The following is a 22,827-nucleotide window of genomic DNA, read 5'->3' on the forward strand; positions in this document are numbered from 1 at the left end:
GCCTTCATATTGGAACGTTCGGTCAAAATACAGGGGGAGACATGACCGCCACCACGATCACCGCGACCAGAAGCACGCCGACACCCGCCGCCGGCTTCGCGCTCCTCGGCACCGTGCAGATGACGCTGATCTTCACGCTCGCCTCGCTCGCCGTGCCGCTTCCGCGGATCGGCAGCGAACTCGGACTGGACCGGGCCGAGCTCATCCTGCTCAGCGCCGCCTACGGACTCACCTTCGCCGGACTGCTGCTCTTCGGCGGCCGGCTCGCCGACCGCTTCGGCGGCCGCCGGGCCCTCACCGCCGGACTCCTCGTCTTCGGCGCCGCCTCCGCGCTCGCCCCGCTCACCACCGGCTACGGCACGCTGCTCGCCGCCCGGTTCGGCCAGGGCCTCGGCGCCGCGCTCGTCGCGCCCGCCGCGATGGCCGTGCTCCGCGCGCTGTACCCGGCGCCCGCCGCGTACGGCCGGGCCATGGCCACCTGGGGCGGGCTCTCGGTCCTCGGCGCGACCGCGGGCAATCTGCTGTCCGGGGTGATCTCGGCCGTCGCCTCCTGGCGCTGGAGCTTCGCCGTCCCGGTCGCCGTCGCGGCCGCCGCCCTCGTCCTGGGCCCGCGCCTGCTGCCGGCCACCGCCGGAGGAGGATCGCGGCGCGGCCTGGACCTGCCCGGGGCGCTGCTCGCCACCGCCGGGATCACCCTGGCCAGTTACGGGCTCGTGCTGACCGACGCCCGCTCCTGGACCTCCGCCGCCGTCCTGGTCCCGCTGCTCACCGGACTCGTCCTGCTCACCGCCTTCGCGCTCGTCGAGCGGCGCGCCGCCGACCCGCTCCTGCCGCCCGCGTTCCTGCGCGACCGGCGCCGGGGCATCGGGCTCGCCACCGTCTCGCTCACCGCCGCGGGCACCGCCGGCGTCTTCGTGCTCCTCTCGCTCGGCCTCCAGCGCGGCCGCGGCTGGTCCGCGCTGCTCACCTCGGGCGCCTTCGTGCCCTTCGCCGTCGCCCTGCTCGCCGCGGGCCGCGCCGCCGGGCCGCTGATCGGGCGGTACGGGGCGGGGCGCGCCACCGCCACCGGGCTCGGCACCGCGGCCGCGGGCCTCGCACTGCTCGCGGCGACCGGCCTCGACCCGGCCGTGCCCTACGCGTACGGGCTGCTGCCCGGCCTGCTGCTGCTCCCGGCCGGTGCCGCCGTCGCGTTCGCCGGAGCCGGCGTCCTCGCCACCGACGGGGTGCCGCCGGAGCGGGCCGGCCTCGCGGGCGGGGTCCTGAACACCGCGATGGAGCTGGGCCCCACCGTCGTCTTCGCCGCCGTGCTGACCCTCGGCTCGGACGCCGCGTCGCTCGCGGCGACCGCGCTCGCCCTGGCCGTCCTGGCCGCCCTGTCCTCCCGTACCGACTGACTTCCCGGCCCGTCCCGACCCTCACCAGGAGAACCCCTCATGACCTCGCGTTTCACCGACCGCACCGTCCTCGTCACCGGCGGCGGCACCGGCCTCGGCCGGGCCATCGCCCGCGCCTTCGCCGCCGAGGGCGCGCGGGTCGCCGTCGCCGGCCGCAGCGCCGCCACCCTCGACGGGACGGTGGCGCTGATCGAGGCGGCGGGCGGCACCGCCCGCTCGTTCACCGCCGACGTCACCGTCGCCGCGGACATGCACCGGCTGGTACGGGACACGGTGGCGGCCTTCGGCGGGCTCGACGTGGCCGTGAACAACGCGGGGGTGTTCCGCGGCGGCGGCCACAGCGCGGCCGACCTCCCCCTCGACGACTGGCACACCCTGCTCGACGTCAACGTCACCGGCGTGCTGCACGCGCTCCAGGCGGAGATCGCCCACATGCGCGGCCACGGCGGCGGCGCCATCGTCAACATCGCGTCCAACCTGGGCCCGCACGTCCGGATCCCCGGCGTCTTCGGCTACCAGGTCTCCAAGGCGGCCGTCTCCGCGCTCACCCGGGCCGCCGCCCGCGACCACATCGGCGACGGGATCCGCATCAACGCGGTCAGCCCCGGCGCGTCCGAGTCCTCGATGTCGCTGCGGCCGGGCGAGACGGAGGCCGAGCGGGAGGTGCGGATGAAGACGCAGTCGCCGCTCGGCCGGATCTCCTCGGCCGAGGAGATCGCGGCCGCGGTGCTCTACCTCGCCTCCGACGCGGCGGGCTCCGCCGTCGGCACGGACCTCGTGATCGACGGCGGCGTCTCGGCCTGACCTCGTTTCTGGGCGCTCAGCCCTGGACGGCCGCCGGGTCCATCCAGAAGACCTCCCAGTGGTGGCCGTCCAGGTCGGCGAACGAGCGCCCGTACATGAAGCCCATGTCCATCGGCTCCTTCGCCGGGCTGCCGCCCGCCGCCAGGGCCCGGTCCGCGAGCTCGTCGGTCTTCTCGCGGCTCTCGGCGCTCAGCGTGACGAGGACCTCGGTGGACTTGGTCGCGTCGGAGATCTCCTTGCCCGGCGCGGTGAAGCTCCTGAACTTCTCCTCGGTGAGGAGCATCACGAAGATCGTGTCGCTGACGACGACGCACGCGGCGGTCTCGTCGGTGAACTGCGGGTTGATCGAGAAGCCGAGCTTCTCGTAGAAGGACTTGCTGGCGTCCAGGTCCTTCACCGGCAGGTTCACGAAGATCATCTGCGGGGCCATGGTGTCGCTCTCTTCCGTCGGTGCGTGTCGCTTTCGCTTTCGAGAGTTAAGACGGACGGCGCGGCGAGAACTCATCGCCGCGCCGGAAAGAAGTTCAGATCGTGTTTCCGGAGACCGTGGTGCCGGCCCCCAGGTCGGAGACCGCCGCCGCGCCGGCGCCCCGTCCGCTCAGGTCGTTGCCGACGACCCAGACGCCGGTGCAGGTGGAGGTCACGGCGACGGCCGCGGCCGCGGTGCCGGAGACGGTGGTGACGGTGCCGACCGTGTTGCCCTGGCAGATCGTGTCGGCGGCGCCCGTGATCCGGATGCCGTACGTGGTGGCGCCGGTGACCCGGTTGCCGCGTATCGTGCCGGCGCCGGCCGCCGCGTGGATGCCGTAATTGGTGGCGCCGGTGACGGTGTTCCCGGCGACGACGGCGCCCGTCACGTTCGTGTCCAGGCCGATGCCGTCGCCCTGGACGTCCGCGACGGTGTTGTGGGTGACGACCGCGTTCGGGCACTCCTGGACGTGGATGCCCTGAGCGTTGCCGGTGTCCGTGAGGCGCACGGTGCCGGTGACGGTGTTGCGGGTGACGGTGACGCCGTCGGTCCGGGAGACGTAGATCGCCGCCTCGCCCTTGACCGACTCCACCGTGTTGCGGCTGATAGTGAGGTCGCTGTGCCGGGCGCCGTAGGTGACGGGCACGGTGTTGAACTTCGGGACGCTGACCGTGATGCCGCCGCTGCCGTCGATGTTGCGGACGGTGTTGCCGGAGACGGTGATGCCGCTGAGCGCGTTGCCCTGCGGCGAGTTGAGGTAGACGCCGTGGAGGGCGACGCCGTCGATCGTGTTGTCGGCGACGACCGAGTCCTGCCAGTCGGCGACGTGTACGCCGTACGCGCCGCTCTTCTCGACCGTGTTGCCGATGACCCGGATCCGGCGGTGAGTCCTGCCCTTGGCGCCCCAGTGGTCGCCGCACAGCGCGCCGAACGGCCCGGTCGTGGTGCCGGCCTTCAGGGTGCAGCCGGTGATGAGGACGTCCTCGCAGGTGGTGAGGTCGTAGGCGGGAGCGGGCAGGTTGCCGTCGGTGGCGCAGGTGATCTGGACGGCCTCCTTCGTCGTCAGGCTCGCGCCGTCGCCCGGGTGGTGGCCGTCGAAGACGCAGTTCACGACGGCCGCGTTCCTGACCGCGTTCAGCTCGACGGCGTGCGCGGAGGGCGTGTCGAGGATCGTGCAGTCCTTCACCAGGACGCCGTCGCAGTGCGCGAAGCCCATGGCGTCGCTCTGCTTGCCGTGCTGACCGCCGCGCATGTCCCAGGTGCCGCCGAGAACGGCGATGGAGCCCGCGCCCTCGTAGCCGTACACCTGCGTGACCGAGTCGAAGTTCTTCAGCAGGGCGCCGCTGTCGTCGGTGCGGACGATCGTGGCGCCGTACGCGTGCACGGTCGTCCCGGCCCCGAGCACCAGGCTGGTCCGGATCGCGTACGTGCCCGGCGGGATCAGCAGCGTCGCCCCGCCCGGCACCGCCTTCACGGCGGCGAGCGCCGCCTGGAAGGCGGCCGAGTCGTCGGCGATCCCGTCGCCCTTGGCGTCGTACGGGGCGGCGGTGACGTCGACGACCACGCCGCTCCCGGTGGCGCCGGCCGCCGGTGCGGCGCCGCCGGCCCAGGCCGCGGCGCCCACGAATCCGCCCATGGCCAGCATCAGCGCACGACGTTCCACGATCCCGTTCCCCTCCGAAGTCTGCGTGTCGGAGGAGCGTACGTCAGTTCGTCAGTCGTCGATCTTCCAGTGGCGCAGCGCCTTTCCGTCGTACGTGAGCCAGGTGCCGTCCCCGAGCGGCCGGACCGATCCGTCCGCCGCGCCCGCCGGATAGCGGACGCGGCCGCGTATCTCCAGGGTGCGGGCGTCGAGGAGCCAGGTGCCGTACGCCGCCGGGTCACGGGCGTACTCGACCTCGGTGGTGGCGAGGACGGTGTCGCCGTCGAGGAAGCCGCAGGTGTGGTCCCAGCGCAGCTCCCCGTTCTCGGCGAGGACCGAGCCGTCCAGGGTGTGCAGTCGGAGGTCGTTGCCGCTGTGCTCGATCGTCAGGAAGCCCGCGTGCGCGGGGTGGACGTCGGTCAGGATGCGGTCGAGGCCGTCGTTCAGCTCGTCGTGGACGGTCAGCCGCTCGCCGTCCCAGTGGCCCCAGTAGGCGAGGACGCCGTCCTGTCCCATGCCGACGCACAGGCCCATGTGGACCCCGTCGGAGTGGGCGAGGTGGAACGAGCCGGAGGCATAGCTGTCGACCAGCTCGAGCCGGGCCAGCTCGCGGCCGTCCTCCGCGTCCAGGACGACCCAGCCCTCCTGGTAGTCGTCGGGCTCGTCCCCCGCCGCCAGGACGACGTGCGCCCACACCACGCGGCCGTCGTCGGAGACCCGGCAGGAGCCGGACTCGCTGCCCGGGCAGACCTGCCGCTCGTCGCCGGTGTGCGGGTGCCCGACCAGCGGGTCCCAGCACCCGTGCCCGTACACCCATCGCGTCGTGCCGTCGGCGTTCACCGCGCGCACGGACCGCTGCCCGGAGAAGACGGCGAAGGTGCCGTCGGGGCTCTCGGAGTGGACGCCCCGGTCCCAGCCCGGCCAGGGCAGCGGGAACACCGCGTCCGGTGCCCGCTCCCCGGCCAGCAGGGCGGCCAGGACGTGGACTTCGAGCTCCGCCCCGTTCAGGAGCGGCACCCGGAGGCCGCCGCGGCCCGTGCGCGCGAGGAACTGGCTGTAGAGCAGTTCGTGCGCGCCGGGGAGCTCGGTCGTGCCGAGCGGTCGCGCCGTGATCTCGGTGTCCATGCCCCGAAGTTAGCGGGCCCCACTGACAGCGCCACGCCCCTCCCCCGACGCCCGCTCCCTACGCGCGTAGCACTGTCCGTCCGCGGCGCCGTGGAAGCCGGAGCCCGAGCCGGGGCCGGAGCCCGGGCCGGCTCCGAAGCCCCCGCCGAGCAGCGCCGCGCCCAGCGGTGTCAGCGTGTGCAGCACCGCGTTGCCGTGCCGGAGCGTGGCGACCAGGCCGGCTTCGCGCAGCACTCCGGCGTGCTGGCTCGCGGAGGCGAGCGAGACGCCCGCCCGGCGGGCCAGTTCGCTGGTCGTGCCGCCGTCGCCGATCGCGCTGAGCACGGCGGACCGGGTGTGGCCGACGAGCTTCGCGAGCGAGGGCAGGCCGGGCGCGCGAACGGTCGGCGGCTCGCAGTGCGTGACCGGGTAGACCAGGACCGGCGGCAGGCCGGGGTCGCGCAGCACGACCGGGGTGCCGCGGCAGAAGAACGAGGGCTGGAGCAGCAGTCCGCGTCCGTCGAGGTGGACGTCCCGGTCGACGGGATAGTCGGCCTCCAGGACGGGGCTGCGCCAGCGGAGCATCGGCGGCAGGGAGGCGAGGAGTTCGTCGGCTCCGCCGTCGAGCAGCGCGCGGCCGCGCCGGGCCCGGTCGGCCTCGAAGCGGGCCTGGATGTGCGTCCAGTACGGCTGCACGGCGGCCCGGTGATAGCGGCGCAGGGCGTCGAGCATCCGGCCGAACGCGGCCGTGCCGCCGTCGGCGAGGGCACGCAGCGCGGACGGCACGGCGGGGCGGCCGGCGCGGGCGGCGCCGATCAGGGCCAGTTCGGTGTGCAGCCTCCCCGGGGGTGTGGCGCGTATCGCGTCAAGACCCTCGTCGAGCCCGAGCACTCCCTCGGGCGGAGTGAGGAAGTCCGGGAAGTAGCCGCGGCCCGGGACGAGCGCGGCGAGCAGCCGGGTCTCGGCGCCGACCCGGGTCCGTGCCTCGGACCGCCATTCGCCGTAGACGACCGAGCCGCGCCGGTCCCTTAAACGGTGAAAACTGAGAATCGTTTCCCACAGAACATCCGGCCGGGCGGCCATCCGGACGCCCGCCAAGTCGTTTCCGGTGAAATGAATCCGCAGCATGGAACCCCCACCTGTGCACTCGCAACCACCCCCGACGACGAGTATGCACAGCATCACTGCACGTTACCAGGGTGTTTCAGCCACACTTGAAAAGCCTCGCGGCGAACGGCCGGAAACCGAAAAGCTGTGCCCGTCGGACGGGAAACCTTCAGGACCGAGGTGACGCGGCGAAGACCGTGGGGGGCTTTGCCGCGTCCGGCGGCGGTCGGCGAGGTTGCGGCTCACCCGCCCGACACAGTTAAAGGGCGTGGCCTCCGGGTGGGGATCCGGGGGCCGCGCCCGTCTCATTCTTTGCGAATGTTCAACGACGAATAAATCAATGCACCACTGGCACATGCAGTTGAACAAGAACTCACATTTCCCCAACGATCATGCAACGACTCGTACCGCGATCGCCGGGACGAAATACGACGGGGCGGACACCTCCGCACAAGGTGTCCGCCCCGTCTCTATTGGAAACCGGAGCCGCCGCCCATCGGTTCTGAGGGTCGGGGACGAACGGCGGCTCCGGTGGTCTTCACATCAGCGGCTGTCGCTGCCCTTCGCCTCGGCCGCCGCGCGACCGGCCTCCAGGCGCGCCACCGGGATCCGGAACGGCGAGCAGGAGACGTAGTCGAGGCCGACCTCGTGGAAGAAGTGCACCGACTCCGGGTCGCCGCCGTGCTCGCCGCAGACGCCGAGCTTGATGTCCGGGCGGGTGGCGCGGCCGGCCTCGACGGCCTGGCGGACCAGGGAGCCGACGCCGTCCTTGTCGATGGTCTCGAAGGGGCTGACGCCGAAGATGCCCTTCTCCAGGTACGCGGTGAAGAAGCTGGCCTCCACGTCGTCGCGGGAGAAGCCCCAGACCGTCTGGGTGAGGTCGTTGGTGCCGAAGGAGAAGAACTCGGCGGCCTCGGCGATCTGACCGGCGGTCACGGCGGCGCGCGGCAGCTCGATCATGGTGCCGAGCGCGAGCTTCAGCTCGATGCCGGTCTGCGCCTGGACCTCGGCGATGACGGCCTCGGCCTCCTCGCGGACCAGCTCCAGCTCCTGGACGGTGCCGACGAGCGGGATCATGATCTCGACGCGCGGGTCGCCCTTGGCGTCGATGCGCTGGGCGGCGGCCTCGGCGATGGCGCGGACCTGCATGGTGAACAGGCCGGGGATGACCAGGCCGAGGCGGACGCCGCGCAGACCCAGCATCGGGTTCTGCTCGTGCAGCCGGTGCACGGCCTGGAGCAGGCGCAGGTCGTTCTCGTGCGGCTCCTTGCGGGCCTCGGCGAGGGCGACGCGCACCGACAGCTCGGTGATGTCGGGCAGGAACTCGTGCAGCGGCGGGTCGAGCAGGCGCACGGTGACCGGCAGGCCGTCCATCGCCTCGAAGAGCTCGACGAAGTCCTGCTTCTGCAGCGGGAGCAGCGCCTTCAGCGACTCCTCGCGCTCCTCGTCGGTGTCGGCGAGGATGAGCCGCTCGACGTACTGGCGGCGCTCGCCGAGGAACATGTGCTCGGTGCGGCACAGGCCGATGCCCTGGGCGCCGAAGCGGCGGGCGCGGGAGGCGTCCTCGGCGTTGTCGGCGTTGGCGCGGACGCGCAGGCGGCGGACGCGGTCGGCGTAGGCCATGATCCGGTGCACGGCCTGGACCAGCTCGTCGGCGTCGTCGGCGCCGGCGTGCATGCGGCCCTCGAAGTACTCGACGACCGGGGACGGTACGACGGGTACCTCACCGACGTACACCTTGCCGGTGGAGCCGTCGATGGAGACGACGTCGCCCTCCTCGATGACCACCCCGGAGGCGGTGGTCATGCGGCGGCGCTTGGTGTCGACCTCGAGCTCCTCGGCGCCGCAGACACAGGTCTTGCCCATGCCGCGGGCGACGACGGCGGCGTGCGAGGTCTTGCCGCCGCGGGAGGTGAGGATGCCCTCGGCGGCGATCATGCCGTCCAGGTCGTCCGGGTTGGTCTCGCGGCGGATGAGGATGACCTTCTCGCCGGAGCGGGACCACTTGACGGCCGTGTACGAGTCGAAGACGGCCTTGCCGACGGCGGCGCCCGGGGAGGCGGCGATGCCGCGGCCGATCTGCTCGACCTTGGCGTTCTCGTCGAACTTGGGGAACATCAGCTGGGCGAGCTGGGCGCCGTTGACGCGCTGCAGCGCCTCGGCCTCGTCGATGAGGCCCTGGTCCACGAGCTGGGTGGCGATGCGGAAGGCGGCACCGGCGGTGCGCTTGCCGACGCGGGTCTGCAGCATCCACAGCTGGCCGCGCTCGATGGTGAACTCGATGTCGCAGAGATCCTTGTAGTGGGTCTCCAGCGTCGACATGATCTCCATGAGCTGGTCGTACGACTTCTTGTCGATCGACTCGAGCTCGGCGAGCGGCACGGTGTTGCGGATGCCGGCGACGACGTCCTCGCCCTGCGCGTTCTGCAGGTAGTCGCCGTATACGCCCTGGTGGCCGGAGGCGGGGTCGCGGGTGAAGGCGACGCCGGTGCCGGAGTCCGGGCCGAGGTTGCCGAAGACCATCGAGCAGACGTTGACGGCGGTGCCGAGGTCGCCCGGGATGCGCTCCTGGCGGCGGTACAGCTTGGCGCGGTCGGTGTTCCAGGAGTTGAAGACGGCCTCGATGGCGAGGTCCATCTGCTCGCGCGGGTCCTGCGGGAAGTCGCGGCCGGTCGCGCTCTTGACGATCTTCTTGAACTGCTTGACGACCTTCTTCAGGTCGCCGGCGTCCAGGTCGGTGTCGCTGGTGACCTTCTTGGCGGCCTTGGCCTCGTCGAGGGCCTCCTCGAAGAGCTCGCCGTCGACGCCGAGGACGGTCTTGCCGAACATCTGGATCAGGCGGCGGTACGAGTCCCAGGCGAAGCGCGGGTTGTCGGCCTGGGCGGCGAGGCCCTCGACGGAGGCGTCGGAGAGGCCGATGTTGAGGACCGTGTCCATCATGCCGGGCATCGAGAACTTGGCGCCGGAGCGGACCGAGACGAGCAGCGGGTCGTCGGCCTGGCCGAGCTTCTTGCCCATCTGCTGCTCGAGCGCGTCGAGGTGCGCGGTGACCTCGTCGCGGAGCGCGGCCGGCTCGGAGCCGGACTCGAGGTAGACCTTGCACGCCTCGGTCGTGATCGTGAAGCCGGGGGGCACCGGCAGGCCGAGGTTGGTCATCTCGGCGAGGTTGGCGCCCTTGCCACCGAGCAGGTCCTTCAGGTCCTTGTTGCCCTCGGTGAAGTCGTAGACGAACTTCTGATCATTGATTTCCGACACGGGTCACGACTCCTCGACGACTCGGTTGGCTGCCCTGACGCCGAGGAACATACCCAGATCGAAGGCGTCTGGGGAGGTACGCCTAGCGGTCACCCGGTCTTAACCACCCGTCCGCCAGCACATCGAAAGTAACCGATGAGTAGCTTCCGCTTTCAGGGCCCGAAGCTCATTTGACTCAAAGCAGGGCTCAAGCGCTCACATGAGCGCCGAATGGAGCAGTTGCGTTCAACTCTTGAACGCAAAAAGGGTGGCACCCAGTGCCACCCTTCAAGCGGGAGAGGGGTCCGTAACCTGCTCATCTGAGCGCTACCCCTATCAGGGGTGGCGAGGATCACTCGCCGAAAACGCCCGTGAGAGACCCCGATCTCACCCCCCGGACGTGTCCAGCTCGGCGTCCTCGCTCACTCCGGCGCAGTCGTACGGGTCCTTCAGCCAGCCGTCCGGCAGGACAACCCGGTTGTTTCCGGACGTACGGCCCCGGGGGCCGTCCGCGCCGACCGGCCACGGCTGGTCCAGGTCGAGCTCGCTCAACTGAGCGCGCAGTTCGTCCAGGGAGGAGGTGATGGCGAGGCTCTTGCGCATCTCCGAGCCCACCGAGAAGCCCTTCAGGTACCAGGCCACGTGCTTGCGGAAGTCGATGACACCGCGGGCCTCGTCCCCCAGCCACTCGCCAAGAAGTCGAGCGTGCCGCACCATCGCGTCCGCGACCTCGCGCAGCCCCGGCTGGGCGTAGGCACCCGTGCCCTCGAAGCCCGCCACCAGGTCGCCGAAGAGCCACGGCCGGCCCAGGCAGCCACGGCCCACGACGACACCGTCGCAGCCCGTCTCGCGCATCATCCGCAGCGCGTCGTCCGCCGACCAGATGTCGCCGTTGCCGAGCACCGGGATCTCCGGCACGTGCTCCTTCAGCCGCGCGATGGCGTCCCAGTCGGCCGTGCCGCCGTAGTGCTGGGCAGTGGTCCGGCCGTGCAGGGCGATCGCGGTGACGCCCTCCTCCACGGCGATCCGGCCCGCGTCCAGATAGGTGATGTGGTCGTCGTCGATGCCCTTGCGCATCTTCATCGTGACCGGCAGGTCGCCCGCGTTCGCCACGGCCTCGTGCAGGATCGCCCGCAGCAGCGGCCGCTTGTACGGCAGCGCCGAGCCGCCGCCCTTGCGGGTCACCTTCGGCACCGGGCAGCCGAAGTTCAGGTCGATGTGGTCGGCCAGGTCCTCGTCGACGATCATCCGCACCGCCTTGCCGACGGTCACCGGGTCCACGCCGTACAGCTGGATCGAGCGCGGCTGCTCGGACGCGTCGAAGCGGATGAGCTGCATCGTCTTCTCGTTGCGCTCGACCAGCGCCCGCGTCGTGATCATCTCGCTGACGAACAGCCCCTTGCCGCCTGAGTACTCACGGCAGAGGGTGCGGAAGGGGGCGTTGGTGATGCCGGCCATCGGCGCGAGCACCACCGGCGGCTGCACGATGTGCGGCCCGATGGCGAGAGGGGAGAACGCGGTCATTCGCCCATTGTCGCGCACCGCGCAAGTCTTTAGACAGCCGTACTATCCGGCTATGCCAGAGCTCACGAAGCAGCTCACGAAGCAGCTCCCGCCCGGCCGCCAACGGCTCGTCCTGGCGATCTGCTGCATGAGCCTGCTGATCGTGAGCCTGGACAACACCGCGCTGAACGTCGCACTGCCCTCCATGCGGCGCGAGTTCGGCACCTCCGTCGCCGGCATGCAGTGGGTCATCGACGCCTACACCCTGGTCCTCGCCTCGCTCCTGATGCTCGCCGGCTCCACCGCCGACCGGATCGGCCGCCGCCGGGTCTTCTCGACCGGGCTCGTCGTCTTCGCCCTCGGCTCGCTGCTCTGCTCCCTCGCGCCCGGCCTGGAGGCCCTCGTCGTCTTCCGGATGGTGCAGGCCGTCGGCGGCTCCATGCTGAACCCGGTCGCCATGTCGATCATCACCAACGTCTTCACCGACCCGGCCGCCCGCGCCCGCGCCATCGGCGTCTGGGGCGGGGTCGTCGGCGTCTCCATGGCAGCGGGGCCGCTGGTCGGCGGCCTCCTGGTGGAGTCGGTCAGCTGGCGGGCGATCTTCTGGGTGAACCTGCCGGTGGCCCTGGCCGCGCTGGTCCTGACCCTGCGGTACGTCCCCGAGTCCCGCGCGCCCCGCCCCCGCCGCGCCGACCCGGTGGGCCAGCTGCTGGTGGCGGCGCTGCTCGGCTCGCTCACGTACGCGATCATCGAGTACAGCCTGCCGTTCGCCGTCGTGGCGGCGATCGCCCTCGCGGGGGTCCTGATCTACGAGCCGAGGCGCGCGGAGCCGCTGATCGACCTGCGGTTCTTCCGCAGCGCGCCGTTCAGCGGGGCGACGGTGATCGCGATCAGCGCGTTCGCCGCGCTCGGCGGCTTCCTCTTCGTCAACACGCTCTACCTCCAGGACGTCCGGGGCCTGTCCGCCCTGCACGCGGGGCTCTTCATGCTGCCGATGGCCGCGATGACCTTCGTCTTCGCTCCGCTCTCCGGCCGTCTGGTCGGTGCGCGCGGTCCTCGGCCCTCGCTGCTGATCGCGGGGACGGCGATGGCGGCCGGGCCGCTGCTCTTCGCCGCCTTCGACGCGGAGACCGGCACGCCGCTGCTGTTCGTCGGGTACGTGGTGTTCGGCATCGGCTTCGGCCTGGTCAACGCCCCGATCACGAACACCGCCGTGTCCGGGATGCCCCGCGCCCAGGCGGGCGTGGCGGCGGCCGTGGCGTCGACCAGCCGGCAGATCGGCCAGACGCTGGGCGTCGCGGTGGCGGGCGCGGTGCTCGCGGCGGGCCTGGGCTCGGCCCCGTACGGGACGGGCTCGGCGCACCTCGACGGCTTCGTGGCGGCGAGCAGGCCGGTGTACTGGATCATCACCGGCTGCGGTCTGTGCGTGCTGCTCACCGGGGCGCTGACCAGCGGGCGCTGGGCGCGGCGCACGGCGGAGCGGACGGCCCGCAGGCTGGAGTCGGAGGCCGCGGATCAGGCGACGGCGACGACGGCGTCCTCGGGCTGAGCGCCGCCCGCCGCCCGGCCCGCTGCCGCCGCCTCTTCCGCGAGGACGAGGGCCTGGAGGCGTTCGAGCCCCGCCCGGGACTCCTCGTCGAGCGGGACGTACGTGATGAGCCGGGGGCCGGCGGCCGGGCCCAGCCAGAGGTTGGTGTGCTCCACGTTCAGCAGCCCCACGTGGGCGTTGCGGACGGTCTTGGCCCGGCCGCCCGAGTCGACGACGTCGTGCCGGGCCCAGATCTCGCGGAACTCCGGCGAGGCGTCCTCGAGCCGCCGGAGCAGCGCCTTCCAGGCGGGCTCGGCCAGGTGCTCGGCCATGGCGGCGCGGAACTTGCCGGCGATGGCGCGCTGCACCTCCGGCAGTTCGGCGGCCGCGGCGGCGCGGAAGTCGTCGTTCGTGAAGACCAGCCAGAGGGTGTTGCGGTCCTCGCGGGGCAGCTTGTCCAGGTCGCAGTAGAGCCGCCCGAAGGTGCGGTTGTAGGCGAGGTACTCGTAGCGGCCGTTCTGGACGCAGGCGGGAATCGGCTCCAGCTGGGTGAGCAGGGCGCGCAGCGCGGGCGTGACGGTCGGGCAGGCGGCCTCGGGGTGCGGATCGGCCTGTCCGGCGAGCGCGAAGAGATGGGCGCGCTCGGTCGGGTCGAGCTGGAGCGCGTCGGCGAGGGCGTCCAGGACCTGCGGGGAGACCTGGATGGGCCGGGCCTGCTCCAGCCACGTGTACCAGGTGACGCCGACCGCCGAGAGGTGGGCGACCTCCTCGCGGCGCAGCCCCGGGGTGCGGCGGCGCCGCCCGCGCGGCAGTCCGACCTGCTCGGGCGTGATGCGCTCGCGCCGGCTGCGCAGGAAGGCGGCGAGCTCGTGGCGCCGGATGTCGGTGTCGCTCCGCGTCCCGGTCCCGGGCTCGCTCCCGGTCCGCGTCCCGGGCTCGGTCCGCGTCTTGGCGTCGGTCCACGTCTCGGTCACCATCAGCGTCATGCTCCCAGGGTGCAGGGCCGCTCAGCCCGTTGCCAGGTAGTGCTTGTACCAGGATAAACACCCTCTGGTACCAGGCTGAGGATCGGCGGAACCTCGGATGCGTGACTACGACAACCGATCCGTCCGTCCGCACCCCGGCGGTCCTCACCCCGGCCCCGCCGGCCCTCAGCGCCCTCGGCCTGTTCACCGTGCTGCTCGGCGCCGCGCTCCCCCTCGTCGACTTCTTCATCGTCAACGTCGCCCTGCCCACCATCGACCACGACCTGGCCGCGGGACCGGCGCTCCTGGAGCTGGTCGTGGCCGGGTACGGCCTGTCGTACGCCGTGCTGCTCGTCCTCGGCGGCCGGCTCGGCGACCTCTTCGGCCGCCGCCGGCTCTTCCTCGCCGGCATGGCCGCCTTCGGCCTCACCTCCCTCGCCTGCGGCCTCGCCCCGGACGCCTGGACGCTGGTCGGCGCGCGGGTGGCACAGGGTGCCGCGGCCGCGCTGATGCTGCCGCAGGTCCTCGCGACCATTCACTCCTCGACCTCGGGACCGCGCCGGGCGCGGGCGCTCAGCCTCTACGGGGCGACCGCCGGCCTGTCGATGACGGTGGGCCAGATCCTGGGCGGCGTGCTCGTGGCCGCCGACATCGCGGGCACCGGCTGGCGCTCGGTCTTCCTGGTGAACGTGCCGGTGGCGGTGGCCGGGCTCGCGCTCGCCGCCCGCAGCGTCCCCGAGACCCGCTCCGACCGGCCCGCGCCCGTGGACGTACCGGGCACCCTGCTGCTCGCCGTCGCGCTGCTCACCCTGCTCGCCCCGCTGACCGAGGGCCGGGCCGCGGGCTGGCCGGTGTGGACCTGGGTCGCGCTCATCGTGTTCCCGTTCGCGGCCGGCGCCTTCTGGTGGGTGGAGCGGCGGGCGGACCGCCGGGGCGCCATGCCGCTGGTCCCGCCGAGCCTGCTCGACCTGGTGTCGCTGCGCCGCGGTGTCGCGCTGATCGTGCCGCTGTCGGGCGGCTTCAGCGGCTTCATGTTCGTGATGGCGGTGGCGCTCCAGCAGGCCCTGGGCCTGAGCGCGGTGGCCTCGGGTCTCGCGGTGGCGCCGATGGCGCTCGCCTTCTTCGGCGCCTCGCTCGCCGGCCCGCGGCTCGTCCGCCGCTGGGGCACCCGGATCGTCCCGGTGGGCGCCCTGCTCCAGGCCCTCGGCCTCGGCCTGATCGTCTGGGCGGCCGCGCGTTCCTGGCCGGACCTCTCGGTGGTGGACCTGGCGCCGGGCATGGCGGTCGCGGGCCTGGGCCAGGGGCTCCAGCTGCCGGTCCTCTTCCGGGTGGTGCTCTCGGAGGTGCCGGCGGAGCGGGCGGGCGTGGGCAGCGGCGTGATGGTGACCGCCCAGCAGTCGGCCATGGCGGTGGGCGTGGCGACGCTCGGCTCGCTGTTCCTGTCGCTCTCGGCCACCGGTGCGACGGACACGGCGCTGACGGTGACGCTGCTGGTGCAGTCGGGGCTCGCGGTGGTGACGGGTGCGTTGGCCCTGCGCCTCCCGAAGACGCTCGACTGAGAACGGCTGCCATCGATCGACTGACTGACAGATATTGAAATCTGTCATCGCACATGCCATGGTTGATGCATGACGACGAACACGAACTCCCTCCCCTCCCGTCCCCTCGGCACCACCGGCCCGCGCGTCTTCCCCCTCGGCCTCGGCTGCATGGGCATGTCCGCGCTGTACGGCGAGGCCGACCGCGCCGAGTCGGTCGCGACCATCCACGCCGCCCTGGACGCGGGCGTCACGCTCCTCGACACCGGCGACTTCTACGGCATGGGCCACAACGAGCTGCTGATCAACGAGGCCCTGCGGACCGCTCCGGCCGCCGCCCGTGAGCGGGCGCTGACCAGCGTGAAGTTCGGCGCGATGCGCACGATGGAAGGCGGCTTCAGCGGCATCGACGGCCGCCCGGCCGCGGTGAAGAACTTCCTCGCGTACTCGCTGCAGCGGCTCGGCACCGACCACATCGACGTCTACCGGATCGCCCGCCTCGACCCGGAGGTCCCGATCGAGGAGACCGTCGGCGCCATCGCCGAGCTGGTCGAGGCCGGGCACGTCCGGCACATCGGCCTCTCCGAGGTCGGCGCGGACACCCTGCGCCGGGCGGCGGCCGTCGCCCCGATCGCCGACCTCCAGATCGAGTACTCGCTGATCTCGCGCGGCATCGAGGAGAAGATCCTGCCGACCGCCCGCGAGCTGGGCATCGGCATCACCGCGTACGGGGTCCTTTCCCGCGGTCTGATCAGCGGCCACTTCACCCGGGACCGCGAGCTCGCCGCCGGCGACTTCCGCGGCTTCAGCCCGCGCTTCCAGGGCGAGAACCTCAGCCACAACCTGGACCTGGTGGACCGGCTGCGCGCGATCGCCGAGGCCAAGGGCGTCTCGGTGGCGCAGATCGCCATCGCCTGGGTGCTCGCGCAGGGCGCCGACATCGTCCCGCTCGTCGGCGCCCGCCGCCGCGACCGGCTCACCGAGGCCCTCGGCGCGCTGGACGTCACCCTCGACGCGGCCGACCTCGCGGCGATCGAGGCGGCCGTCCCGGCGGGCGCGGCGGCCGGCGACCGCTACCCGGAGGCGCAGATGGCCCACCTGGACAGCGAGCGCTGACAGGTAATGTCATTCCATGGCCACCACGGAGACCCTGACCGCAGAGCGCATCCTCGAAGCCACCGAGGAGGTGCTGCGCCGCTACGGCCCCGCGAAGGCGACCGTCGTGGACGTGGCCCGGGCGCTGGGCGTCAGCCACGGCAGCGTCTACCGGCACTTCCGTACCAAGGCCGCGCTGCGCGAGGCGGTCACCGAGCGGTGGCTGGAGCGCACGATCACCTCGCTCGCGCCGTACGTCGAGGGCTCGGAGCCCGCCGACCAGCGGCTCACCGGCTGGCTGACCGCCCTCTTCCGCTTCAAGCGCAGCAAGGCGGGCGGCGACCCGGAGCTGATGGCCACCTTCCAGGTCCTGATCGGCGAGAACAGCGCGGTCGTCGACCGCCACGAGCAGCACCTGGTCGACCAGATCGCCCGGATCCTCGGCGACGGGCACCGCGAGGGCGTCTTCGCCGCCCCGGAGCGGGACTTCGCGACGACGGCGCTCGCGGTCTTCCACGCCACGGACCGCTTCCACAACCCGGCGCACGCGGCGGAGTGGGCGGGCGAGGGCGTCGAGGCGGCGTTCGACGCGGTGGTGTCGCTGGTGCAGCGCGCGCTCAAGCCGTAAGGACCAGGTACTCCAGGTACGGGAAAGCCCCCGGTTCCGAGAACGGAACCGGGGGCTTCGCCGTACGGGTCAGATGATCAGGCGCCGATGAGGCGGCTGGCCAGGTAGCCCTGGATCTGGTCGAGGGAGACGCGCTCCTGCTTCATGGTGTCGCGCTCGCGCACGGTCACCGCGTTGTCCTCGAGGGTGTCGAAGTCGACGGTGACGCAGAACGGCGTGCCGATCTCGTCCTGGCGGCGGTAGCGGCGGCCGATGGCGCCGGCGTCGTCGAACTCGATGTTCCAGTTCTGCCGCAGGTCGGCCGCGAGGCCCTTGGCCTTCGGCGAGAGCTGCGGGTTGCGGGACAGCGGCAGGACGGCGACCTTGACCGGGGCCAGGCGGTGGTCGAGGCGCAGCACGGTGCGCTTCTCCATCACGCCCTTGGCGTTCGGGGCCTCGTCCTCGATGTACGCGTCGAGCAGGAAGGCGAGCATCGTGCGGCCGACACCGGCGGCGGGCTCGATGACGTACGGCGTCCAGCGCTCCTGGGCCTCCTGGTCGAAGTAGACCAGGTCGGTGCCGGAGGCCTTGGAGTGCGCGGAGAGGTCGTAGTCGGTGCGGTTGGCGACGCCCTCGAGCTCGCCCCACTCGCTGCCGCCGAACTGGAAGCGGTACTCGATGTCGGCGGTGCGCTTCGAGTAGTGCGAGAGCTTCTCCGCCGGGTGCTCGTACCAGCGCATGTTCTCCTCACGGAGACCCAGGCCGGTGTACCAGTTCCAGCGCTGCTCCATCCAGTACTCCTGCCACTGCTCGTCCTCGCCCGGCTTGACGAAGAACTCCATCTCCATCTGCTCGAACTCGCGGGTGCGGAAGATGAAGTTGCCCGGAGTGATCTCGTTCCGGAAGGACTTGCCCATCTGCGCGATGCCGAACGGGGGCTTCTTGCGCGCGGTCGTCTGCACCTGGGCGAAGTTGGTGAAGATGCCCTGGGCGGTCTCGGGACGCAGGTACGCGACGGAGCCGGTGTCCTGGGTCGGGCCGAGGTGCGTGGAGAGCAGGCCGGAGAACTGCTTGGGCTCGGTGAAGGTGCCCTTGTTGCCGCAGTTGGGGCAGTTCAGGTCGGTGAGGCCGTTCTCGGGGAGGCGGCCGTGCTTCTCCTCGTACGCCTCCTCCAGGTGGTCGGCGCGGAAGCGCTTGTGGCAGGAGGTGCACTCGGTCAGCGGGTCGGTGAAGGTCGCGACGTGACCGGACGCCTCCCAGACCTCGGTGGCCAGGATGACCGACGAGTCGATGCCGACGACGTCCTCGCGCGAGGTGACCATGTAACGCCACCACTGGCGCTTGATGTTCTCCTTCAGCTCGACACCCAGCGGCCCGTAGTCCCAGGCGGCACGCTGACCGCCGTAGATCTCGCTGCACGGGTAGACGAAGCCACGGCGCTTGCTCAGGCTGACGATGGTGTCGATCTTGTCGGCGGCCACGGTGCTCTCTTCATTACGACGACGAAGTGCGAATGCCTCAGGTTACCGGCGCCCGCACCCCCTCTTTCAAATCGGTTCCTCCTCGCTCACGGTGAAGCGGAGGGAGGGGGGTACGCGGCTGTCGAGGGCGGCGGTCAGATCGCTCCCCGACTTGTACCAGTCTGCCTGGATATCGAGGGAGGCGCCGTTCTCGCCGAAGAGCCGCCGCAGCCCGGAAGGAAAGATTCCGAGCCCGGCCACCTGGTGCCAGCGCACGTCGTGCAGACAGCGCCCGTTCCAGTGCGCGATGCCCTCTTCGCTCAGATACATCCGCTCGTGACGCCCGGCGGGTCCGAAGAGCCTCGGCTTGTACGTGTACGCCTCGTGCAGGCCCTGGTCGGACGGGCTCGACTCCGGAACGAAGGGCGTGTCCCGCCCCGGGGCGCACTGCGCGGGGAGCGTGAGCACGGCGGTCGAGCCGTACGCGGCGAGGGCGGCGCGGACGTCCTCGGCGCCGGCGGCGGCGAGGCGGGCCCGCACGGCCGGGATGTCGAGGACCTCAAGACCGGAGAGGTGGTCGAGGCCGGCCGCGAACAGCTGGGCGTGCCGGCCGTCGTCCGAACCGAGCCGCTCCGAGCGGACCCGCCCGGCGCGCCGGACCTCCTCCTCGGCGGGGCCCTGCCCGGCGAGCTCGCGCAGCACCGCGTCGAGCCCGTCGGCGACGGCCTCGGTGCCCAGCTCGTCGGTGGGGGCGACCAGCCAGAAGAGCATGCGCCCGCCGCCCACGTAGGACGAGTGGAGCCGCACCTCTCCGGTCAGGTCGTCGGCGATGCGCGGATCGCGCGCGACCCGGGCCCGGGCCACGTCCGCCGCGAGGTAGCCGACGGGCGCGGCGGGCACCTCGAAGGAGAGCATCACGTCCTCGCCGTACCCGTCGGGGGCCTCCAGCCAGCGGCCCGCGGTCCCGGACAGCGGCGCGACCACGGGCCGCTCGGGGCGCGGCCCGTCCGGCAGCCCCGGGTCGAGGGCCTTCGGCGGCGGCCCGGTGAGCAGGAGCACCGCCCCGGCGCGGGTGAAGCGTTCGGCGGCCCAGGCGCGCACGGTGTCGGCGCCGATGTGCGCGACGGCCATGGCGGCCCAGCCGGCCCTGCCGGGGCCGCGCAGCCCGTAGCGGAATCCGAGCTCCCGTTCCTGGAAGCGTTCCCAGCGCTCCTCGCGCAGCTGCCGCGCCTCGACCCGCCGCACCGCCGCGGCGAGCCCGGCGACCGGGGGCTCGGCGAGGGCCCGGCACAGCCGGTTGACGACCTCGGCGACCTGCTCGGGCTCGCCGGTGGCCCAGAAGCGGGCGTAGTCGCCCTCGACGGCGGAGCCGACCTCGTCGCAGGCGGCCGCCCCGGCGCCGGCCATGGCGAGCTGCTCGGCGAGTTCGGTGACGCCGCGGCGCGGGAGCGGCTCGTGCTCGATGCCCGTACCGAGGAGGAGATGGGCGGTGAAGGGTCCGGGGACGTCGTCCCAGTACAGGGGTATGCCGTTGATCTCCGCGCGCCGCATGGCCGAACAGTAGTTGCCGGACAGCAGTCGCCGAACACCAGAAGCTCGAACGGCAGTGCCCCGGGACACACGTACGGCAATTGACAACCGTTTCCATCTTTGTTGAAAATGACTGTCATGAACGTACGCCGACTGATACCCCCGACCGCCGTCGCCGGAGCCGTTGCCCTGGGTCTCGTCACCCTCTCCGCCTGCGGCGGAAGCTCGGACGCCGCCGACCGGAACGGCGACGGGAAGCTGGGCGTGACGGCGTCGTTCTACCCGATGCAGTTCCTGGCCGAGCAGATAGGCGGCGACCACGTCTCCGTCGACACGCTCACCAAGCCCGGCGTCGAGCCGCACGACCTGGAGCTCAAGCCCCGCCAGGTCGTCGACCTCGGCACGGCCGACGTGATCCTCTACCTCAAGGGCCTGCAGCCCGCCGTCGACGACGCCATCGCGCAGTCCGGCGTGAAGAACACCGTCGACGCCGCCACCCTCACCAAGCTGGAAGAGCACGGCACCGAGGCCGGCGGCCGCGAGCACGGAGCCGAAGAAGCGGGCCACGAGGACCACGAGTCCGAGGCCGGCGCCGACCCGCACATCTGGCTCGACCCCGTGAAGTACGCCGAGGTCGCCAAGGGCGTGGGCGCCGCCTTCGAGAAGGCCGACCCGGCGCACGCCGCCGACTACAAGAAGAACACCGACGCCCTGGTGAAGAAGCTCGGCGACCTGAACACCGAGTTCGAGACCGGCCTGAAGAACACGGCCACCAGGACCTTCATCACCACCCACTCCGCCTTCGGCTACCTCGCCGAGCGCTACGGCCTGGAGCAGGAGGGCATCTCCGGCGTCGACCCCGAGTCCGAGCCGAGCCCCGCCCGCGTCAAGCAGCTCCAGGACGTCGCGAAGAAGGACAAGGTCTCCACCGTCTTCTTCGAGACCCTCGCGAGCGACAAGACCGCCAGGACCCTCGCCGGCGACACCGGCCTGAGGACCGACGTGCTCGACCCGCTCGAAGGCATCACGGACAAGTCCCGGGGCCACGACTACTTCGAGGTCATGCGGTCCAACCTGGCCGCGCTGAAGACCGCGCTCGGCGCCAAGTGACCCCCGCAGCCACGAAGGAGGACGTCGTGAGCGACGACGACCAGCCCGTCATCTCCGTCCGCGGCGCCACCGCGGCCCTCGGCGCGCGCCCCGTCCTGCGCGGTGTCGACCTCACCGTCCGGCGCGGCGAGGTCGTCGCGCTGCTCGGCGCCAACGGCTCCGGCAAGTCCACCGCCGTCCGCTCGATCATCGGCCAGGTGCCGCTGACCGGCGGCACCATCGAACTGTTCGGCACCCCGCGCAAGCGGTTCCGCGACTGGGCCCGCATCGGCTACGTCCCGCAGCGCACCACCGCCGCCGGCGGCGTCCCCGCCACCATCCGCGAGGTCGTCACCTCCGGCCGGCTCGCCCGCCGCCGCTTCGGCTGGCCGAGCAGGGCCGACCGGGCCGCCGTCGACCGCGCCATCGCCCTCGTCGGACTCGCCGACCGTGCCAAGGACTCCGTCTCGGCGCTCTCCGGCGGCCAGCACCAGCGCGTGCTCATCGCCCGCGCGCTGGCCTCCGAGCCCGAGCTGCTGATCATGGACGAGCCGATGGCCGGCGTCGACCTCGCCAGCCAGGAGATCCTCGCCGCCACCCTGCGCGAGCAGGTCGCCGCCGGCACCTCCGTCCTGCTCGTCCTGCACGAGCTCGGCCCCCTGGAGCCCCTCATCGACCGCGCGGTCGTGCTCCGCGACGGCTGCGTCGTCCACGACGGCCCGCCGCCGGAGGCCGTCGGCCAGCACGCGCTGCCCGGCCACGACCACGTCCACCCCCACGCGGCCGACGAGCCGCTCCGTACGGGACTGCTGACCTGACCATGGACTTCCTCGCCTCCCCCGCCATGCAGCGGGCGCTCATCGCGGCCGTGCTGGTCGGCATCACCGCCCCCGCCGTCGGCGTCTACCTCGTGCAGCGCCGCCAGGCGCTCATGGGCGACGGCATCGGCCACGTCGCCATGACCGGCGTCGGCCTCGGCTTCCTGCTGAACTCCAGCCCGGTCTGGATGGCCACCCTGGTCGCCGTCGCCGGCTCGGTCGCCATGGAGCTCATCCGGGCGTACGGCAAGACCCGCGGCGACCTCGCCCTCGCGCTGCTCTTCTACGGCGGCATGGCGGGCGGCGTCCTGCTGATGAACCTGTCGCCGACCGGCTCCAACGCCAACCTGGTCTCGTACCTCTTCGGCTCCCTCTCGACGGTCTCCCCCGCCGACGTCACGGCGATCGTCGTCCTGGCCGCCTTCGTCGTCCTCGTCACCGTCGGCCTGCGCCGCCAGCTCTTCGCCGTCAGCCAGGACGAGGACTTCGCCCGCGTCACCGGCCTGCCGGTGCGGTTCCTCAACCTGCTCGTCGCCATCACCGCCGCCGTCACCGTCACGGTCGCCATGCGCGTCGTCGGCCTGCTCCTGGTCAGCGCCCTGATGGTGGTCCCGGTGGCCGCCGCCCAGCAGCTGTCCCGGTCCTTCCGTACGACCTTCGTGCTCGCGGTCGTCATCGGCGTCGCCGTCACCCTTTCCGGCACCGTCACGACGTACTACGTCGACGCCCCGCCCGGCGCGACGATCGTCCTCCTCGCGATCGGCGTCTTCATCGCCCTCACCGCCCTCGCCACGCCGCTCGCCCGGCGCCGCGCCCGGGCCGCCGAGGCGGCCACCCGGGCCTGCGACGCGGCCGTCAACACGACACTTCCGGCCACCCGTCGCCCCTCGGACGACGTGAAGGTCTGACATCGACGCAGGGGGAGGCTGGCAGAATGGCG

18 protein-coding genes are annotated in these 22,827 nt (G+C 72.1%); 9 read left to right on the forward strand and 9 right to left on the reverse strand.

The window, feature by feature from the left end:
- Positions 1 to 41: 41 nt before the first annotated feature.
- Both ACWEV0_RS09390 and ACWEV0_RS09395 read left to right on the forward strand, forming a co-directional pair.
- The gene (locus ACWEV0_RS09390; protein WP_453147858.1) at positions 42 to 1,394 is read left to right on the forward strand and encodes an MFS transporter; all 1,353 of its coding nucleotides are present in this window, start codon (positions 42 to 44) and stop codon (positions 1,392 to 1,394) included.
- A gap of 39 nt (positions 1,395 to 1,433) precedes the next feature.
- A complete protein-coding gene (locus ACWEV0_RS09395; RefSeq protein WP_453147860.1) occupies positions 1,434 to 2,198 on the forward strand; it encodes an SDR family NAD(P)-dependent oxidoreductase in 765 nt (254 codons plus the stop codon).
- A gap of 16 nt (positions 2,199 to 2,214) precedes the next feature.
- Here ACWEV0_RS09395 and ACWEV0_RS09400 read toward each other — a convergent pair whose 3' ends face one another.
- The 6 genes from ACWEV0_RS09400 to dusB form a co-directional block, all read right to left on the reverse strand.
- Entirely contained in the window at positions 2,215 to 2,628 is a 414-nt protein-coding gene (locus ACWEV0_RS09400) for a VOC family protein (protein WP_453147862.1), read from the reverse strand.
- Between the two features lie 94 nt (positions 2,629 to 2,722).
- The gene (locus ACWEV0_RS09405) at positions 2,723 to 4,330 is read right to left on the reverse strand and encodes a right-handed parallel beta-helix repeat-containing protein (protein WP_453147864.1); all 1,608 of its coding nucleotides are present in this window, start codon (positions 4,328 to 4,330) and stop codon (positions 2,723 to 2,725) included.
- Between the two features lie 51 nt (positions 4,331 to 4,381).
- Positions 4,382 to 5,434: a hypothetical protein gene (locus ACWEV0_RS09410; RefSeq protein ID WP_453147865.1), complete on the reverse strand. Its 1,053-nt coding sequence runs from the start codon at positions 5,432 to 5,434 to the stop codon at positions 4,382 to 4,384.
- A 9-nt stretch (positions 5,435 to 5,443) separates the two neighbouring features.
- Positions 5,444 to 6,541: a helix-turn-helix domain-containing protein gene (locus tag ACWEV0_RS09415; protein WP_453147867.1), complete on the reverse strand. Its 1,098-nt coding sequence runs from the start codon at positions 6,539 to 6,541 to the stop codon at positions 5,444 to 5,446.
- 522 nt (positions 6,542 to 7,063) lie between these two features.
- A complete protein-coding gene (gene ppdK, locus ACWEV0_RS09420) occupies positions 7,064 to 9,775 on the reverse strand; it encodes a pyruvate, phosphate dikinase (protein ID WP_453147869.1) in 2,712 nt (903 codons plus the stop codon).
- 366 nt (positions 9,776 to 10,141) lie between these two features.
- A complete protein-coding gene (dusB, locus tag ACWEV0_RS09425; RefSeq protein ID WP_403793104.1) occupies positions 10,142 to 11,278 on the reverse strand; it encodes a tRNA dihydrouridine synthase DusB in 1,137 nt (378 codons plus the stop codon).
- Positions 11,279 to 11,330: 52 nt separating this feature from the next.
- Between dusB and ACWEV0_RS09430 the strand changes: the two genes are divergently transcribed.
- Positions 11,331 to 12,806, forward strand: coding sequence for an MFS transporter (locus ACWEV0_RS09430; RefSeq protein WP_453147871.1), 1,476 nt, complete (start codon positions 11,331 to 11,333; stop codon positions 12,804 to 12,806).
- Here ACWEV0_RS09430 and ACWEV0_RS09435 read toward each other — a convergent pair.
- Positions 12,773 to 13,771, reverse strand: coding sequence for a helix-turn-helix transcriptional regulator (locus tag ACWEV0_RS09435; RefSeq protein ID WP_453147873.1), 999 nt, complete (start codon positions 13,769 to 13,771; stop codon positions 12,773 to 12,775). The genes ACWEV0_RS09430 and ACWEV0_RS09435 overlap by 34 nt on opposite strands.
- Positions 13,772 to 13,872: 101 nt before the next feature.
- Between ACWEV0_RS09435 and ACWEV0_RS09440 the strand changes: the two genes are divergently transcribed.
- The 3 genes from ACWEV0_RS09440 to ACWEV0_RS09450 all read left to right on the forward strand — a co-directional run bounded on the left by ACWEV0_RS09440 (position 13,873) and on the right by ACWEV0_RS09450 (position 17,011).
- A complete protein-coding gene (locus tag ACWEV0_RS09440) occupies positions 13,873 to 15,309 on the forward strand; it encodes an MFS transporter (RefSeq protein ID WP_453147875.1) in 1,437 nt (478 codons plus the stop codon).
- 69 nt (positions 15,310 to 15,378) lie between these two features.
- Positions 15,379 to 16,404, forward strand: a complete 1,026-nt coding sequence (locus ACWEV0_RS09445; protein ID WP_453147877.1) for an aldo/keto reductase — start codon at positions 15,379 to 15,381, stop codon at positions 16,402 to 16,404.
- Positions 16,405 to 16,420: 16 nt separating this feature from the next.
- Complete coding sequence (locus ACWEV0_RS09450; RefSeq protein ID WP_453147879.1) at positions 16,421 to 17,011, forward strand: TetR family transcriptional regulator; 591 nt, start codon at positions 16,421 to 16,423, stop codon at positions 17,009 to 17,011.
- Positions 17,012 to 17,088: 77 nt separating this feature from the next.
- Here ACWEV0_RS09450 and ACWEV0_RS09455 read toward each other — a convergent pair whose 3' ends face one another.
- Both ACWEV0_RS09455 and ACWEV0_RS09460 read right to left on the reverse strand, forming a co-directional pair.
- On the reverse strand, positions 17,089 to 18,471 hold the full coding sequence (locus ACWEV0_RS09455; protein ID WP_453147881.1) for a glycine--tRNA ligase: 1,383 nt from the start codon (positions 18,469 to 18,471) through the stop codon (positions 17,089 to 17,091).
- A gap of 66 nt (positions 18,472 to 18,537) precedes the next feature.
- The gene (locus ACWEV0_RS09460) at positions 18,538 to 20,001 is read right to left on the reverse strand and encodes a hypothetical protein (RefSeq protein WP_453147883.1); all 1,464 of its coding nucleotides are present in this window, start codon (positions 19,999 to 20,001) and stop codon (positions 18,538 to 18,540) included.
- 117 nt (positions 20,002 to 20,118) lie between these two features.
- On the opposite strand from ACWEV0_RS09460, the gene ACWEV0_RS09465 reads away from it, so the two are divergent.
- The 3 genes from ACWEV0_RS09465 to ACWEV0_RS09475 are packed head-to-tail and all read left to right on the forward strand — an operon-like array spanning position 20,119 to position 22,795.
- A complete protein-coding gene (locus ACWEV0_RS09465) occupies positions 20,119 to 21,090 on the forward strand; it encodes a metal ABC transporter substrate-binding protein (protein WP_453147885.1) in 972 nt (323 codons plus the stop codon).
- A 26-nt stretch (positions 21,091 to 21,116) separates the two neighbouring features.
- On the forward strand, positions 21,117 to 21,887 hold the full coding sequence (locus ACWEV0_RS09470) for a metal ABC transporter ATP-binding protein (RefSeq protein ID WP_453147887.1): 771 nt from the start codon (positions 21,117 to 21,119) through the stop codon (positions 21,885 to 21,887).
- A gap of 2 nt (positions 21,888 to 21,889) precedes the next feature.
- Positions 21,890 to 22,795 carry a metal ABC transporter permease gene (locus ACWEV0_RS09475; RefSeq protein WP_453147888.1) on the forward strand — a complete coding sequence of 302 codons (906 nt, stop codon included), beginning with the start codon at positions 21,890 to 21,892 and terminating at the stop codon, positions 22,793 to 22,795.
- Positions 22,796 to 22,827: the final 32 nt, after the last annotated feature.

The sequence above is a fragment of the Streptomyces sp. NPDC003943 genome (assembly GCF_053605265.1).